Here is an 18690-nt window from a genome sequence, read left to right on the forward strand (position 1 = left end):
TAGAAGCGGCTAGCTGTTCATTTTATATGTAAACTAACCATTAAACCTTGAATGTTACAATGAGTTTACAGGACTTCCTTCTAAATACTAAATACTTCTAGGTATTTAGTTTTGAATTATTATCTCTATACTGTGAGGGCAATACATTAAATAATTTCTTAAACGATTTTCTAAAATGCTTCAAATCATTAAAACCTAAATCGAAAGCAATTTCAGAAATATTCATATCCGATTTACTTATCAATTGTGCTGCACGTTTAAGTTTTATGGTTTTAATGAATTCTGAAATAGACTGATCTGTTAATGCTTTTAATTTTCTATACAATACAGAACGACTTGTTCCCATCTCTTCAATAAACTTTGCTATTGAAAACTCAGAGCTTGATATGTTTTGTTCAACAATTTCTATAGCTTTTTTCAAGAACATCTCGTCTGCTGATGTTACTGTAAGTTCTTTAGGTTGGAGGATTATATCTTTTTTAAACTTATTTATTAAGTTTTTTCTAGATTTTAATAAATTAATCACTCTAACTTCTAAAATATTAGCGTCAAATGGTTTTGTAATATAAGTATCCGCACCTATTTGATATCCAGATTTTTGATCTTCTTGAGAGGTTTTTGCAGTAAGTAAAATTACAGGAATATGGCTTGTTTTTATGTTTGTTTTAATTTCGTTACACATTTCCATACCATCCATAATGGGCATCATCACATCGCTTATTATCAAATCTATATCATGATTTTTAGCAACCTCAATGGCATTTTTGCCATTTTCAGCATCAAAAACATTGTACTTATTTAAGAAAATAGATTTAATAAATGTTCTTACCTCAACATTATCTTCAACAATTAAAATAGTTGATAAAGATTTATCTATCGGTTTATCTTCTATCTGTTGCAACTGTTCTTTGTGTGCAATAACTGCTTTATCAACATAGGCTGCTTTTTCTAGGTTAAACATGTTATTTTCTTGTACAGTATTTACGCTTTTTACCATTTGCTCGCTACTCAAATGCGTATGTCCTAAAGGTAATTTAACAGTAAAAGATGTCCCTTTGTTTTCGTTGCTTTTAACTTTAATAGTGCCTTTATGTAACTCTACAAGGTTTTTTGTTAACGATAATCCTATTCCTGTTCCCGAGCGTTCTCCTAATTGGTAAAATCTATCGAAAATAAACTTCTTGTTGACTCTAGATATACCTCTACCATTATCTGTAACTTTTAGCTTAACATAATTATTAGATTTTTCAGTAATTGATATATCCAATGTTATTTTACCGCCTTCTGGAGTAAACTTAAAAGCGTTGGATAGTAAATTGAATATGATTTTTTTGAGTTTGGTTTGATCGAACCAAACTTCGATAGCATCACTTGTTGATATTAATAAAAATTCTATGTTTTTTGCTCTTGCTAATTCATCAAATGCCAATTTAATATCGTTTACAAACGGTATAATATTACTTTTAGATGCTGCTAAAAGGAGTTTTCCAGATTCGCTTTTTCTAAAATCTAAAAGCTGATTTATTAACTCCATTAATGTACTAGCATTTCTGTACATTATTTCATGTTGTTTTTTAACAAAATCGTCTTTATTTTCTGTTTTTAACAACCTTTCAAGTGGCCCTAAAATAAGTGTAAGTGGTGTTCTAAAATCATGTGATATGTTGGTAAATAATTCTAGTTTTAATTTGTTTACCTCTTCAATCCTTTCTTTTTCAAGACGTTCTTGTTTTAACTCATTTCTTTCTTTTATTCTTACTAAACTGTATTTTAGGATAAGTAAACCTAAACCTGTTAACACAATTATATATAGTAAATACGCCCACCACGTTAACCAAGGCGCAGGAAGAATAGTAATAGGTATAGTTGCTCCTTTTTCGTTCCATAACCCATCATTGTTAGAGGCTTTTACTTTAAAAACATAGTCGCCTTCGTCTAAATTAGTATAAGTTGCAGATTTTTTGTTTCCTATATAATTCCAATCAGAATCAAAGCCTTCTAACTTATAAGCATACTGATTTTTATTTGGTTGAGAATAGCTTAACGCTACAAAATCGAAATTAAAATCATTTTGCTTATGTTTTAGTGTTATGCGATCGGTTGAATCTGTTATATTTAAATACGGTTTATTATTAACTTTAAAAGATGTAATAGTAACTGGTGGCACAAAAGTATTCTCGACAATATCATTAGGATTAAAAACATTAAAACCATTAGCTCCACCAAATAGTAACTCCCCTTTTTTATTTTTTAAATAGGCCCCATAGTTAAATTCGTTACTTTGTAACCCATCAGATTCGTTAAAGTTTTTAATTTGAAAAGATTGTGAATTAATCCTACTTAATCCATAGTTTGTACTTAACCAAATATAGTTATGATTATCTGGAACAATACCATAAATTACGTCATTAGGTAAACCTTTAGATGTATCAAATTTAATAGTTTCTTGAGTGGTTGTATTATAATAATACAAACCATCACCTTCAGTTCCTATCCAAAGATTTTTATTGTTATCTTCATAAACAGAAAGGACTGCGTCAGAGATTTGTGAACCTTTTTTATCTAAATAATTAATTTTAGATAATTGTTTAGTTTTAATATTAATTTTTGACAACCCATTGCTACCCCCTATTAAAAGTTCGTTTTTATTAGATGCTTTTGCTATTTTATATATTAATTTCCCTACTAAACTTAAAGTATCTTTTATTCTAGTAATTGTATTTGTTTTATTGTTTAAAACATTTAATCCACCACCAGAAGTTCCTATCCATATATTATTTTCATAATCTTCAAATAATGAAATAATTCTATTATTACTTAAGCTATTAGTATTATTAGGATTGTTTTTAAATCTTTTGAATTTGAATGGAATTTTTTTTGGATTTAAAAAATTTAGGCCTTCGTCATGCGTACCAATCCAGAAATTACCATCATAATCTTGAATCATGGCTTTTACGTTATTAGCACTCAAGCTATTTAAGTTATTAAGATTGTTTGTGTAGTACTCGAAAACACCAGTTTTTTTATTATAAACATTAATACCTCCCCCTTCTGTACCTATCCATAAATTATTGTTTTCATCTTCAATAATCGAGCTAACTACTTTGTAATTAAGCTTTGTATTATTAGTTCCAGATGTAAAATGTTTGAATATATCATAGCTTCTGTCATAATAACTAATCCCCCCAGCATAAGTACCTATCCAAATATCACCTTTAATATCTTGGTAAATTTTATAAATGGAGTTTTGACTTAAACTATTTGGATTGTTTTCGTCATGTATAAAATGTGATATTGAATTTTTGTTTTGATTTAGAACATAAAGACCATTATATGTTCCAACCCAAAGATTTCCTAAATAATCTTCACATATACTACGAACATGATTATTAATTGCTTTCTTTTTTTGAGATTTTAAAGTAAAAGGTTCAAACGAATTATTATCCCTATTTAAAAATGCTAATCCGTTTTTAAAGCCCAACCAAATGTTATTATTTTTATCTTGATAAAGTACTGAAACATTATTTTCATTAAGTTCTGCTACAAAATTTTCTGGGTAAGAATAATGTTTAGCAACCTGTGTGTTTAAATTGTATACTCCAATATGCTCTGTGGTTTTTATCCACAACTCGTTGTTGCTACTAATTAATAAAGCCCTAGTTGGTGTATTAAATAGTTTTTTGCCAGAGTGTTTATAAGTAACCTCAACAAAGGCACCCTTTTTGGTATCAAATTTTTTAATTCCTAAATTAGTCCCTAGCCACAAATACGCATCTTTATCTTCAACAATGGTCCAAACTTCAAAATTATCTAAGTCTCTTTCCTTGGTATCGATTACATAGCGTTCAAATGAATTTGTTTCTAAATTAAATTTGTTAAGACCATTAATAGTACCAACCCATAAATTTCCTTTTGCATCTTCAAACAATGCTTTTATAAAATTGTGGCTTAAAGTTGTGCTGTCTTGAGAATTTTGCCTAAAAACCTTAAACTCATTGCCATCGTATTTATTTAATCCATCGCGTGTTCCAAACCACAGAAACCCTTTTTTATCTTGTAAAATAGACAACACAGAACTTTGAGACAATCCTTCTTTTAAAGAAAAATTCTTAAATTTTAAAGCTTTATAATTATTTTCTTGCTCTTGTTCTTGACTAGAAACAAAACCAATAAATAAACAAAAAAGCATCAAAGCTATGTGTCTCTTTAATGTCATTTTTTTGATGATTGACGTTCTATTAAATTTGAATCCATTATTATGGTTTGCGAGTTCAGAAGACCGTTTTCATTTTTTATATGTTTTAACAATAAGTCTGTTGCTTTTTTACCCATTTCAAACCCTGGTTGATTAATAGTTGTTAAAGCAGGATTAATAACTGTTGAAATAGGCTCGTTACTAAAACCAACAATAGCAACATCATCTGGTATTTTTACTCCTTTATCTGTTAAGTACTTTATAGCAGCAATGGCAGCAACATCATTTGCCGAAAAAATACTGTCAAACTCTAAATTACTATCTAAAAGCTTTTTTGCGTTTTCAAAGCCATCATTTTCCATTAATCTAGAACTTATTACATATTCCTTCCTGTAAGGGATGTTATTTTTATTTAAGGCTTCCTTATAACCTTTAAATCTATTTTTATATATTTCTAATTCTTGTGGTCCAGAAAAATGAACAATATTTTTACACCCCTTACTAATTAAGTGTTGGGTAGCATCAAAACCACCTTTAAAATCATCAATTAGTACATTATTAGTTTCTGGAATATTACAATGTCTATCAAAAAAAACCAAAGGGATACCTCCATTTTTTAAACCTTGCATATGGTTATAATCCATCGTTTCCATGGATATAGAAATTAGCACACCATCTACTCTATTAGCAACCAAAGTATCAATTATTTTTTTTTCTCTCTCTAATTGTTCTAATGATTGACATATTAAAACATTATAACCTGCTTGATAAGCAGTTTCTTCAACACCTTGAATTACTGATGAAAAGAAATGACGCGATATTCTAGGAACAACAACACCTATAGTATTAGTAACTCTTTTACGCAAGTTTGATGCCAACACATTACGTTGATACCCCATTTCAGACGCTGTATTTAAAATGAGTGTCTTTGTTTTTTTAGACACGCGTTCGCTATCATTTAATGCTCTAGATACTGTAGAACTATCAATCCCTAAGTGTTTAGAAATATCGTGAATTGTTATTTTATTTTTTTTCATCTATAATAAAACTAATTAAAAACTTTCACTAGTTTGAATATTTATCTCGTTTAACTAAAGAATCTCCGCTCCATATTTTTACACTGGTCCAATCTTCAGCTGAGGATATCCAAAACGAATGATTCTCTGGAAGTCCTAAAGGTAAAAAACCTAGTGAAGTTAAGTATAAACTTCCTGTAGATATATAAGGTTCTGCCATATCTGGTTGATAGCCATAAACTCCAATTTGTAACCATCCGTTTTCATCATAAAGTCCTTTAGCACTTTGCAGTTTTTTTAAAACAGCCGTTAAACCAGATCGCACTTGACCCTCTGATAGTTTAGCAGGTAGCTTTTCTAATAAAGCTAATTGAGATAAGGCTTGAAATGCACCAAATCTATAGACTGTTGATCTACCAACAATAGGAAATGTGCCTATTGGAGATATTTGTCTTTCTAAAATTTCACCATAACGTTGTGCCCTTTTTAAAACCACTTCGTATAAGGGTTTAAGTTTATGTGGTGTTCCCTGAAGTTCCCTTAAAACATCTATTAGCATTGGGTGAATAACAAACGAATTGTAGTAATCCCAATGATAATATTTACCATCAGCATATAAGCCATCCCCAACATACCACTCCATGTGTTTTTGCAATGCATATTCAATTCTTACATAATCTACATCATCAGTAAACTTTATCATAAATGCTTCTACAGATGCCGCAAACAATAGCCAATTATTGTAAGGTATGTTCGAAATAGTTCTGGTTTTTTTGAATGCTTCAATTACCATGTTTTTGGTATCATCATTTAACGGTTTCCACATTTGATTGGGTGCCCTTATAAAGGCTTGTGCTAAAAAAGCAGCATCAACCAAGGGCTGATTTCCATTAGAAAAATTCATATAATCACTAGAGTTAGGGTCTACAGCATTACGTATTGCTTTATGTGTTAACTTTATATATTTTTTTCTTAATTTGCCTTCATTTGTATCATCTACTCCTAATTCTAACCACGGTGCCATACCAGCCATTAATCTGCCAAAAGCTTCTAAATGTGCAAAAGAACTTCGATCTCCATATTCAAAACTAGCCTGTTCTGTAGGCATCTTTTCTTTAAGCTTTCCTTCACTTAATGATACTAACACGGGATCTGCCATTTTTACTAATTCATTAATCCAAATAGCTCTATCATTCTGAGCAAAATTTAGAAGAGGAGTCATAGACAGTAATACTAAAACAAGTCTCTTTTTCATGTGTTTATATTTATCGCTTTTCAATTGTTGCATTTAACCTATTGTGATACCCTATTTTAGAGTTTTACTTCTGTATAATGCTTCTAAAAAATAGTAATCAGCATAGTTCAAAGGCACGTCAATTTCTACACCATGCGGTATACTCCCAACAGAGTGTTTAAGTAAAAATCCTTTATTTGTTTCTATCTCTGCTAAATAATCTGAAGAACTCAAACTATACATAATTTCATCTGCAAAATCTAAATAGGCTTCTTTATCATCTTTCACAAAAGTACTTAATTCATATAAGGCCGATGCTGCTATTGATGCAGCCGAAGCATCTCTTGGTGTCTCCTTTTCTTTTGGCACATCATAATCCCAATAAGGCACCTTATCTTCAGGAAGTTGAGGATGATTTTTTATAAAATCGGCTATTTTAATGGCTTGCTCAAGGTATTTTTCGTCCTTTGTTTCTCTATAACAAACCGTAAAACCATAAAGTCCCCATGCTTGCCCTCTTGCCCATGCCGATTCATCTGCATAGCCTTGCGCTGTGTTTCGAGCTACAATATCCCCAGTTTCTTTATTATAATCTAATACATGATATGAACTAAAATCATCTCTATAATGGTTTTTTATTGTATTATCGGCATGTGATGTAGCAATATCAGAATATTTTGGATCTCCACTAATTTTTGTAGCATGAAAAAGTAATTCTAAATTCATCATGTTATCTATAATTACAGGGCAATCCCATTTTTCATTAGAATTCCAAGATTGAATAATTCCTGCCCCTGGACGGAAACGAGAAGATAACGATTTAGCTGTTTGTACTATTATTTTATTAAAATCTTCAGATGGAGCTACTTTCATAGCATTTCCATAGCTGCATTCTATTATAAATCCCACATCATGATTTCCTTTCCAATATTGAATAGTGTCTAGTTTCTTTGTGTATTGCATTGCTCTATTTTTCCATTTAGAATCTCCAGTTAGTGCATGTAAATACCACAAAGACCCTGGATAGAATCCACTAGTCCAATCATAATTATAAACCAATCTAATTTTATCGCTCTCAATCGTCCTTGGAAACCTATTTTTATTATCTAATTGTGAACTTGTAGTATCATACAAATAATCATATTGATTAGTTGCTTTTGCAATTATTGTTTCTCTAATATCTGAAAAGGAAGTGTTCTTAGCACAACTACCACAAAGTAGTATAAGAAGAAGAATTGAATAAAGGTTTCTCATAATATATATTAATTTGATTTCCAACAAAGTTAAGAAATAATATTTTAAAATCCAATCGATTGTATTTTAAAATATTTTATTTACTTTTACAAAAAATTTATTTATTCAATTAGTTATGAGCACTCAATATCAAGTTAGATACGCAGCTTCACCGCAAGACGTTAAAAGTTATAATACCAATAGATTACGTGATGAATTTTTAATTCAAAATTTAATGGAGAATGACCAAATAAATTTGGTGTACTCTCATTACGATAGATATATTACCGGAGGGGTTGTTCCTGTTTCTAAAAAAGTAGCATTGGAAAGCATAGACCCTCTGAAATCTGAATATTTCTTAGAAAGAAGAGAATTAGGAATTATCAATGTAGGGGGCAAGGGTAGTATCATTGTAAATGATGAAACATTTGAATTAGAGTATAAGGAAGCCTTATACATAGGTAGAGAAAACGAATCTGTGGTATTTTGTAGCGAGGACGCTTTAAATCCTGCAAAATTCTATATAAACTCTACTCCTGCTCACAAAACTTTTCCAATTAAAAAAATTAGTCAAAATGATGCTGAAATTGTAGAACTAGGTGTTTTAGAAACTGCTAATGCACGTACCATTAGAAAATTAATAGTAAACAGTTTAGTTGAAACTTGTCAATTACAAATGGGAATGACGGAGTTAAAAACAGGGAGTGTTTGGAATACCATGCCAGCACACGTTCATGACCGTAGAATGGAAGTCTATTTTTATTTTGAAGTGCCCGAAGACCAAGCGGTATGCCATTTTATGGGCGAACCTACTGAAACTAGACATATTTGGATGCAAAATAATCAAGCAGTGATTTCACCTCCTTGGTCCATTCATTCTGGTTCTGGAACAAGCAACTACATTTTTATCTGGGGAATGGCAGGTGAAAACCTAGACTACGGTGATATGGATCATTGTAAAATAAACGAATTAAAATAAATTAAAAAATTACATATTATGTCAACTCAATTATTCGATTTAACAGGAAAAATAGCATTAGTAACAGGTGCTGTACATGGGCTAGGAATGGCCATGGCAAAAGGTTTAGGAAATGCGGGAGCTATAATTGTAGTAAATAATCATACGAGAGAAGCTTTAGACGAAGCTGTTGCTGAATATAAATCATGTGGTTTAAATGCTTATGGTTATGTGTTTGATGTAACCGATGATAAAGCCGTAGAAACTACTATAGCAAAAATTGAAGCTGAAGTTGGTCCTATTGATATTTTAGTAAACAACGCTGGAATTATTAAAAGAACACCAATTGTTGACATGGAAACAGTAGATTTTGAGCAAGTTATAAAAGTAGACCTAATTGGCCCTTTTATTGTATCAAAATACGTCGCCAAAGGCATGATTAAAAGAGGTGGTGGAAAAATAATTAATATCTGTTCTATGATGAGTGAACTAGGTAGAGATACTGTTAGTGCTTATGCCGCCGCAAAAGGCGGGCTTAAAATGTTAACGCGAAGTATGGCTACAGAATGGGCTAAATTTAATATTCAAACCAATGGTATTGGACCAGGGTATTTTGCTACAAGCCAAACTGCTCCTATTCGAGTTGACGGACACCCGTTTAACGAATTTATTATTAAAAGAACGCCTGCCGCTCGTTGGGGTGACCCTGAGGATTTACAAGGTGCAGCTATATTTTTAGCCTCTAAAGCTAGTGATTTTGTTAACGGGCATATTGTATATGTTGATGGCGGAATTTTGGCAACCATTGGTAAGCCTGCTAACGAATAATAAAAATAAACTCATGAAACGACTTAGTAAATCAATTTTGTTTTTTTCAACTTTAGTGTTGCTTTGTTCTTGTACTAAAAAGGAGAAAACAACAACAATTAGCGTTAAAAATACGCTTGACGTTGAAAGAACTTTTGAAACTGTAGAATTGACCAAATCTTTTCTAAAAGTTAAGGAGCTTTCTAATATCGGCATTCTAAATATTGAAACTAATACTTTAGAGTTAATCCAAACTGTAGATAATGATGATGATGGTGTTTTAGATGTTATTTTATTTCAACCAAAAATTAAAGCCAATTCGGATGCTACATTTAAAATAGTTACCATCACTGAAGCAGAAAAACTTACTGCGCCAGAATTATGTTATTCTCGTTTTGTACCAGAACGCACCGATGATTATACCTGGGAAAACAATAAAGTAGCGTTTCGTGTTTATGGCCCCACAGCTCAAAAAATGATTGAAGATAAGGTTCCTGGAGGAACACTATCTAGTGGTGTTGATGCTTGGTTAAAAAGAGTTGAACACCCAATAATTAATAATTGGTATAAAAAAGAGACAGAAACCGAGGGTACTTATCACGAAGATACTGGTGAAGGGCTAGATAATTTTCATGTTGGCATAAGCCGTGGTGTTGGCGGTATTGCAGCAAAAATTGATACGACATATTACTATTCTAAAAATTACATAAAATGGCGCACTATAACTACTGGCCCATTGCGAACTAGTTTTTATTTAGAATATGAAAATTGGGATGCTGCTGGAAACACCGTTAAAGAATCAAAAATAATTAGTTTAGATTTAGGTCAGAATTTTTCAAAATTTACTACTTCACTAGAAGGTATTAAAAATATTTCAGCAGGATTAACTTTACATGAAAAAGACGGAGAAGTTACTGGTAATAGAAACAAAGGATGGGTAAGCTATTGGCAACCTCATGCTGACTCTGAATTAGGAACTGCCATTATTGCATCAAAAGATTATTTTGTTGATTTTGAAACGTATAATAGTGAAGTAAAAGACCTAAGTAATGCTTATGCTCATCTTAATATAATAAACAATCAAGTAGTCTATTACGCAGGTTTTGGATGGAAAAAGAGCGGTCAATTTAATTCTAAGCAAGATTGGGAAAACTATTTAAATGCTTTTTCTGAAAGAATAAACACTCCTTTGGAAGTTTCACTTAAAAAACAATAACCATTAAAATTATTAAATTTAAAATCCGTTTTTATTCTAAGAATAAAAACGGATTTTTTGTTATAGAAAATTAATTAATAATTTCCTGAGTTGTTTATTCCTGATGGTAAAGTTATAGCATCAATATTATTATTAAATACACCGCCACTACCTGCGTTGAAATCTGATGCATCAACAGGTGTTCCTATTTTAATTCTTCCGTTAGGGAGACTATTGTTAGCTATCCTAATTGAGTATTCTGAAAAGCTTGAGCTTGATGTGTTTCTCCAATACCCAATACCGTGATATATATCATTAGTTGAACTAGACACATTAATAGTATTTCCATCAATAACTACATTTTTTAAAAATGGATTAGAAGGATTGTTACTATATACATACAATAGTATACCAGATGTATTTAGTGTATTATCTGTAATGGTAAGGTTCTGCCCATTTCTAGCTTTTATAGCACCTCCTGAAGCGTTTGTTGGCCATCCAGATATGGTATTATCTATTATATCTAACCCATCAAAACTGTGTGCGTAAATACCATGATCTGTTTCACTAGTATTAACCCACGATGCTTTTCTTTCTATAGTGTTCCCACTTATTGTAGTGCCATCACTGTTATCATTTATGGCTGTTACAAAATACCCAGTGCTGCCACCATCTCCAAATGTATTATTGGTAATACTGGTATTTGTACTTCCAGATGTATAAACACCTCGACCACTATTTCCGCTTCGTCTTTTAAATACACAACCCCTAACCTCTATATTTGTACAATTATTTAACTGAATGTAAGCATCAGCTGTATAGCCTTTATCTGTACCCGATTTTCGTTTGCCATAATCAAATATGCAATAACGAAACTTAGTGTTATCAGCATTTACAAATTTCAATCTAATATTTCGAAACTGAATGCCATATACATCAATGTCATCATTATTTGATGATATATATTGTTCTAGCATTTGAGAAGGCGAAGACGTTTGAGCATCAAAAATAGGTGTTGTTGAAGTTTTCTTCTTAATATAAACACCATTTCTAAAATTTAATCTTCCGCTAATAGTATATGTACCAGCTTCAACTTCAACTGTATCTCCACTACTGGCTGATGCTAATACAGCATTTAATTGAGAAAAGGTCATTCCGTTAGTAATAGTGTAAGTAGTTCCTGCTGGTGGAGGTCCAGGTGGAGGTGCCTGTAATTCATCATTATTAATTAATTCATTTTTTGCTTCCTCTGCTTGTAGTTCTTCAGAATTAGAATCACATGAAAAAATTGTAATTAAGCTAAATAAAATAAGTGAAAAAATAGTTTTTAAATTTTTCATAATAAATAATAGTTACTTGATTAATAATTAGTTAGTAAAATATAAACCTAAATTTACACACACACGATTAAAAAAACAGGGTGTTAACTAATCAAAATAGAGTATGTTTCTGCTCAAAAAAAAGGATTGAAAATTAATTCAACCCCCTCTATTACAATAAAAATTAATAAACTATGTATTTCTATAATATTATATAGACTTATCTAAGAAAACAAACGTATAAGGATTCTTTATTAAACGATAGTAATGAGTTAAGCTCATCCAACTAATTAACAGGTATTAATGTGATTTTTACACTAAACTAACGTACTATAATTTTTTTCGTTATAATTATTCCATTTTGAGCCTCCTTGATTTTTAAAAAGTATATACCTTTAGCTATTTTTGAAACATCAATATTATTAACCTTCTTACTACTACACACTTCCTTTCCCGTTATATTAAATAAAGATACAGAATGCATCTGAAATGAGTTATTAGCAACGTGGATATGGAGCGTATTAGAAACTGGGTTTGGGTATACTTTTATTAAAATTTCTGCTTCAAAAGACTCATTTGATAAAGCTGCACTCGACACAAAGTATTTAACATCAGAAATATAAAACGTGCCATTTCTATTTGTTGGAGACCAAGCAGACGGACTACTTGTGTATTTAAAGGCTAAAGTAAATGCTGTACTCGTATAAGCCGAAATATCTAAAACAGATTCAATATAAGTTTGTGCATTTAGACCAGATGTTGCAATTTGATTTAGGCTTGAGGTGACATTAGTCCAATTAGCAGTAGTAACATTGTTGGTATAATTAGTAGAAACAAATACTTCTAAAGCCGAAATACCTCCATTGGCGTACCTTTGCTCTGTCCAAAAGCTTACATACTTATAAGTATCGTCAACACTTATATATGGGTTATTGGTTGAAACATCTACTGTTTGCATCACTACCCAAGCTTCCAATTCATAATTAGTATTAGAAGAAGTCCCTACGATAGAAAGCGCCCTTTGGTCTCTTAGCTGATTTACTGGAATTCTGTTTACAGGTCGTGTGACTGTAAACTCGTTATTAGAATCTGCTGCATCAGGAATATCACTCACTCGCTTTCCTATTTGAGCTTCATCTTGAGAATCAGGATTTTCTATGACCTGAACGGAGTATCCTTGATTTGCAGCTCCGAAATCTTCATAATGAAAAAGAGGATAAAAAGGACTAGGAGCATCTTCATTAATCCAACTTGGTAACGTCCCTAAACGATATTCTAATTGATGCTCATATAAAGATTCTTCGTCAACATGTGTACCTTGAGATTCATTTTCTTGATATTGATTTGTTTCTGTTGACATAGTAAATCCTTCCAATCCTGATATAATCGGCATCAAAAATTTAGCATATTTCGTTTCAGAATTTGGTCTCCAAGATTTCACACCTGAACTTTGATACGATACACCTTCAAAATTCCACAACACCATATGTCTTAGGTGGTTTGGTAACGCTCCTGCTGACCCTCCTTGTTGAAAGAAGAAACCACCCTTACAAAAATCAAACAAAGTAGACCTTGGTTGACTTGCATGAATTTCCATACCTGAATTTCCGTTTTGTGGACTCTCATTTCTCCAAAGAACATTTCCAATAGACACCGCATTTACACCACACCCGTGCCAAATACCCAACGTATTATCAATATTTTTACCAATAAAACATCCCGTTGCAGAGTTTGTTACTATATAATTATGCCCTGGATTTCCTGTATATGTATTATTTAAAGCTGTACAATATGCAGAAAATTTAAACTGTGCCACTTGAGACATATCTGAAAATTCTACATTTGAAATCCACCCATTTATAACATGGTTAAATTGAATACCGCTCCATCCTGACGAACTTAAATACGCATGTGGTCCACTTACTGGTTCTCCTGGATATAATTCTTGTGGTGCTCTATGATGTATATGATTATATGTAAAACCTCCAGTATATTTTAAATCTTGAATTCCTACTTCTTCAAGCGCCTTGAAATTATTAATTTTCCAATTGTAAGTAGCATTAACTTCTCTGTGAATTGGTTCTTTAAACGTAATAGTGTTACCACTTTTACTAACAACTTTATGAATCTCCCTAACTTCTACACCATCATTAACAATCTTTAAATTCTGTGGTTCAAAAAGGTCTGCTGTGGTATATGGTGAAAGTTCTTCAGTTAACAATGCTGAATTAGTATCTTTAATATACATTTCTATCCATTGCCCTACAGAAATCCCTGAAGCATTGTTTACTTCTATGGAATAGGTGTCTCTGTCAGCATTTCCTGTTACATTTGTAATAAAATTGTTTGCAGAATCCTCTCCATTCCAAAACATAAATAAATATGGGCAAACCCAATCTTTAGTTGCCATATCTGGATGCGTGGTATTATCTTTTTGATATAACTCAGTACCTCCTATTCCAGATCCACTTCCTTTAATTACAATATTACTTTTTGATATTCTTATAACTTCACTTAAATCATCAATATTCCCATCATTCACTACAAATCTCCCAGGAGGAAAAAAAATAATACCACCATTTGGATTTGCTTCTGCGGCAGCAATAGCAGCCATAATTGCTGATTTATCAGAAATACCATCATTAGCTATAGCACCATAAGTGGCATCTGTAACATTGTAAGTTTGTTGTGTAAATGAATTTGGCAAACCAACCTCTCCATTATGATATCCTGCATAACTAAATGTTGGTAATATAGGTACGGTGCTATTAACTTGAGCATCTGTCCAGTTTTGATATAAGGTGCTTGGGTTTTGCGCTTCTAACTGTATTTGAAATAGAAATAAGCAAAACAGTGTAAAACGTAGAATAACATTCATAATAATGCGGGTTAATAACAATTATTTATTAGAATCAAATTTACAAATGAACCCAAATACTATACAGGTATAAACAGACCAAAAAAGGGGGTATTTTAAGTTGAGCTCAATTATTAATTCAAACAAAACTTAACACTGTTAAAAAGCTAACAATAAAACACCAATCTGTTTAAACAAAATAATTTGGAACTTAGCCGCTAAAACGATTAGAATGAATATAATTTCTATAATTTTTTAGCTTATTTTGATATAGTAAACATCAACAATGATTATATTTGATTTTTAAATGCAATAGCATTCATTCAAGTTCATTTAATTTTTAAAATACAAATAAGACGCGTTAATCGCGCTTATACTTGTTAAGCATAGTTCACTTAACTTTTCTATTTTATACACTTTATTTTTGCGCACGTGGCGGAATTGGTAGACGCGCTGGCTTGAGGGGCCAGTATCCGTTTAGGATGTGGAAGTTCGAATCTTCTCGTGCGCACTTTTACTTAAAAAACTATTCTTCAATTAACTTAACTCTTCTATTTCATTAAATTTTTATCAATTTATTAATTATTATCATTACTTTTGTCTAACATAAATTGATTATTAATGAACAATATTCAGATTAACTTCAGTATAAAAGACTTAGAAAATCTTACTGGTATAAAAGCTCATACTATAAGAATCTGGGAAAAACGATATAATTTACTTAGTCCGAATAGAACAGAAACTAACATTAGAAATTACAGTTTAACTAGCTTACAAAAGCTATTAAATATATCTTATCTAAATAATAATGGACTTAAAGTCTCTAAAATTGCTAATTTAAAAGAAGAAGAAATACCTATAAAAGTTAGAGAAATTGCATCTAGAGCAAAAGTTGAAGACCATGCCATTAATGCTTTAAAAATGGCAATGATTAATTTTGATCAAGTTCTTTTTTACAGTACATACAATAACCTACTAGAAAACAAAACCTTTAGTGAAATATTCTATACTGTATTTTTACCTTTATTAAACGAAATTGGTTTACTATGGCAAACAAGCACCATTACACCTGCACACGAACATTTTTTATCCATACACATAAAGCAAAAAATTCTATTAAATATTGAAAGATTACAAAGTTTAGAACCAAAACCAAAATCTAAAACCTTTGTTCTCTTTTTACCAGAGAATGAAATTCATGATATTGGATTACTATTTGTAAATTATCAATTAAGAAGCAAAGGTTACCACACTATTTTTCTTGGAGAAAGCGTGCCTATGGACAGTCTAATAAACTTACTTGAGTTTTTTGATAACATTACATTTGTATCTTATTTTACAGTATATCCTGAAGCTGAAAATATTCAAAACTATATTAATAAATTTAATGAGTTACTTTTAAAAAATACATCTTCTGATTTTAGGATTTTAGGATCAAAATTATCTTCAGTTGAACTATATAATCTACCAGAAAAAGTTAAAACCTACAATTCAATAGAAAGTTTAGTTAAAGATTTATAAATATTATTATAATATTGTTTAGCATTTTTGTATATTTGTTAAACAAATGAAACAAACTATAAATATAATTGGTTCCGGGTTTTCTTCTCTAGCAGCATCTTGCTACTTAGCAAAAGCTGGTTGTAATGTAACAATATTTGAAAAAAATGCAACTATAGGTGGTCGTGCAAGACAACTTAAAAAAGATGGATTTGTTTTTGATATTGGTCCAACTTGGTATTGGATGCCTGATGTTTTTGAACGATTTTTTTCAGATTTCAACAAAAAACCTTCAGAATATTATGCTTTAGAAAAGCTAAATCCTGCTTATAGCGTTTATTATGGTAAAGACGATTTTATAACCATTGAAGACACACTAGAAAAAATCACAAAAGCCTTTGAAAAAGAGGAATCTGGTAGCTCTAAAAAATTAAATAAGTTTATAAAAGACGCTAAAGATAATTATGAGGTTGCTATAAAAGATTTAGTCTACAACCCAGGAATTTCTCCGTTAGAGCTTATTACACCTACAACTATAAAAAAAATAAATCAATTTTTTAGCACCATTAAAAGAGATGTTAGAAAAGAATTTAAAAATGACAGATTAATTAAAATCTTAGAATTTCCTGTTTTATTTTTAGGAGCAAAACCTAGCGATACACCATCGTTTTATAGTTTTATGAATTATGCCGATTTTGGCTTAGGTACTTTTCATCCAAAAAAAGGGATGTATCAAGTTATATTAGCTATTGAAAGTTTAGCAAAAGAACTTGGAGTAAATATTAAAACCGAATCACCAATTGATAAAATTATAGTTGAAAATGGAGAAGCTAGAGGCATCATTTCAAACGGTAAAACCTATCTGTCAGATATTGTGTTAAGTGGTGCAGATTATCATCATACCGAAACACTTTTAGACAAACCGTACAGACAATATTCAGAAAAATATTGGAGCAAAAAAACATTCGCCCCTTCTTCTCTTTTATTCTATGTTGGGTTTAATAAAAAATTAAAACATGTAAATCACCACACTTTGTTTTTTGATGTTGATTTTGAAACGCATGCCAAAGCCATTTACGATACCCCTAAGTGGCCAGAAAATCCACTTTTTTATGCTAGTTTCCCAAGTAAAACGGACTCTAGTAGTGCTCCCGAAGGAAAAGAAGCTGGTATATTTTTAATTCCGTTAGCACCAGGTATTGAAGATACACAAGAACTTAGAGACCAGTATTTTGAAAAAATTATATCTCGATTTGAGAATTTAACTTCTCAACATGTAAAAAATGATATTATATTTAAAGAAAGTTTTTGTTTAAACGATTTTATAAAAGATTATAACTCTTATAAAGGTAATGCTTATGGTATGGCTAATACATTATCACAAACAGCCTTTTTAAGACCCAAATTAAAAAGTAAAAAAGTGAAAAATTTATTTTTTACTGGACAATTAACTGTACCTGGTCCTGGAGTACCACCATCGTTAATATCAGGGAAATTGGCAGCAAATTTAATTACTAAACATCATAGTTAAAACATATGAAATCACTTTTTGATACCGTTTCTTATAACTCAAGCAAGCTTGTAACTAAAACCTATAGTACATCTTTTTCATTAGCTACAAAAATGCTTTATTCTAGTATCAGATCTCATATTTATAATATTTATGGTTTTGTGCGTTTTGCAGATGAAATTGTAGATTCTTTTCACGATTATAACAAAGAAGAACTTTTTAATAGATTTAATGAAGATTTAGAACTTGCTTTAAAAAATAAAATTAGCTTAAATCCTATATTAAATTCATTTCAACATACTTACCATAAGTACAACATCGATAAGGATTTAGTAGATGCTTTTATGAATAGCATGAGAACAGATTTATACAAAACTAAATATTTAACCGAAGAAGAATTCAAGGCATACATTTATGGATCGGCTGATGTTGTTGGGCTAATGTGCTTAAAGGTATTTGTCAAAGGTGATAACGAAAAATATAATGAGCTAAAGGAAACTGCTATGGCTTTGGGTTCTGCTTTTCAAAAAGTGAACTTTTTAAGAGATCTAAAAGCAGATTTTGAAGGTTTAAAGAGAAGTTATTTTCCAAATACCGATTTAAAAAATCTGGACGAAACTTCAAAACAAAAGATAATTGACGACATAGAGTTAGATTTCGAAAAAGGATTAATTGGCATAAAAAAACTACCCAACGAAGCTAAATTTGGTGTATTTATGGCATACAGATATTACAGACAGTTATTGAAAAAATTAAAAAAAACACCAGCCTTACAAATTAAAAATGCACGTATTAGAGTCTCAAATCCTAAAAAAGTTGAACTTTTAATGCGCAGTTATATAAAATATCAACTAAAATTAATGTAA

At 30.9% G+C, this 18690-nt stretch carries 12 protein-coding genes and 1 tRNA gene; 7 read left to right on the top strand and 6 right to left on the bottom strand.

The window, feature by feature from the left end:
• Nucleotides 1-97: 97 nt before the first annotated feature.
• Genes RG22_RS03545 through RG22_RS03560 form a run of 4 tightly spaced genes read right to left on the bottom strand, consistent with a single transcriptional unit; the run spans nt 98 to nt 7699 of the window.
• A complete protein-coding gene (locus tag RG22_RS03545; RefSeq protein ID WP_052143619.1) occupies nt 98-4216 on the bottom strand; it encodes a hybrid sensor histidine kinase/response regulator transcription factor in 4119 nt (1372 codons plus the stop codon).
• A complete protein-coding gene (locus RG22_RS03550) occupies nt 4213-5232 on the bottom strand; it encodes a LacI family DNA-binding transcriptional regulator (RefSeq protein WP_034040935.1) in 1020 nt (339 codons plus the stop codon). The genes RG22_RS03545 and RG22_RS03550 overlap by 4 nt, the downstream gene beginning before the upstream one ends.
• Before the next feature lie 28 nt (nt 5233-5260).
• Nucleotides 5261-6466, bottom strand: a complete 1206-nt coding sequence (locus RG22_RS03555) for a DUF2264 domain-containing protein (protein ID WP_034045684.1) — start codon at nt 6464-6466, stop codon at nt 5261-5263.
• Nucleotides 6467-6517: 51 nt separating this feature from the next.
• Nucleotides 6518-7699, bottom strand: coding sequence for a glycoside hydrolase family 88 protein (locus RG22_RS03560; RefSeq protein ID WP_034040937.1), 1182 nt, complete (start codon nt 7697-7699; stop codon nt 6518-6520).
• Nucleotides 7700-7814: 115 nt separating this feature from the next.
• Here RG22_RS03560 and kduI point away from each other — a divergent pair, with 115 nt between their 5' ends.
• Genes kduI through RG22_RS03575 form a run of 3 tightly spaced genes read left to right on the top strand, consistent with a single transcriptional unit; the run spans nt 7815 to nt 10659 of the window.
• Nucleotides 7815-8657, top strand: coding sequence for a 5-dehydro-4-deoxy-D-glucuronate isomerase (gene kduI, locus RG22_RS03565; RefSeq protein ID WP_034040939.1), 843 nt, complete (start codon nt 7815-7817; stop codon nt 8655-8657).
• An 18-nt stretch (nt 8658-8675) separates the two neighbouring features.
• A complete protein-coding gene (locus RG22_RS03570) occupies nt 8676-9464 on the top strand; it encodes a gluconate 5-dehydrogenase (RefSeq protein WP_034040941.1) in 789 nt (262 codons plus the stop codon).
• A gap of 13 nt (nt 9465-9477) precedes the next feature.
• A complete protein-coding gene (locus RG22_RS03575) occupies nt 9478-10659 on the top strand; it encodes a DUF4861 family protein (protein ID WP_034040943.1) in 1182 nt (393 codons plus the stop codon).
• Between the two features lie 74 nt (nt 10660-10733).
• On the opposite strand, the gene RG22_RS03580 is transcribed toward RG22_RS03575, so the two are convergent.
• Both RG22_RS03580 and RG22_RS03585 read right to left on the bottom strand, forming a co-directional pair.
• Nucleotides 10734-11978 carry a NosD domain-containing protein gene (locus RG22_RS03580; protein ID WP_052143620.1) on the bottom strand — a complete coding sequence of 415 codons (1245 nt, stop codon included), beginning with the start codon at nt 11976-11978 and terminating at the stop codon, nt 10734-10736.
• 301 nt (nt 11979-12279) lie between these two features.
• The gene (locus RG22_RS03585; RefSeq protein WP_034040945.1) at nt 12280-14835 is read right to left on the bottom strand and encodes a DUF4955 domain-containing protein; all 2556 of its coding nucleotides are present in this window, start codon (nt 14833-14835) and stop codon (nt 12280-12282) included.
• A 405-nt stretch (nt 14836-15240) separates the two neighbouring features.
• On the opposite strand from RG22_RS03585, the gene RG22_RS03590 reads away from it, so the two are divergent.
• The 4 genes from RG22_RS03590 to RG22_RS03605 all read left to right on the top strand — a co-directional run bounded on the left by RG22_RS03590 (nt 15241) and on the right by RG22_RS03605 (nt 18690).
• A tRNA-Leu gene (locus tag RG22_RS03590) sits at nt 15241-15325 on the top strand.
• A gap of 110 nt (nt 15326-15435) precedes the next feature.
• Nucleotides 15436-16335, top strand: a complete 900-nt coding sequence (locus RG22_RS03595) for a MerR family transcriptional regulator (RefSeq protein ID WP_034040947.1) — start codon at nt 15436-15438, stop codon at nt 16333-16335.
• Nucleotides 16336-16381: 46 nt separating this feature from the next.
• Nucleotides 16382-17845, top strand: a complete 1464-nt coding sequence (locus RG22_RS03600) for a phytoene desaturase family protein (protein ID WP_034040949.1) — start codon at nt 16382-16384, stop codon at nt 17843-17845.
• A 5-nt stretch (nt 17846-17850) separates the two neighbouring features.
• Nucleotides 17851-18690: a phytoene/squalene synthase family protein gene (locus RG22_RS03605; protein ID WP_034040951.1), complete on the top strand. Its 840-nt coding sequence runs from the start codon at nt 17851-17853 to the stop codon at nt 18688-18690.

This window comes from Wocania ichthyoenteri Th78, assembly GCF_000789235.1.
GTDB classification, from domain to species: Bacteria; Bacteroidota; Bacteroidia; order Flavobacteriales; family Flavobacteriaceae; genus Wocania_A; species Wocania_A ichthyoenteri.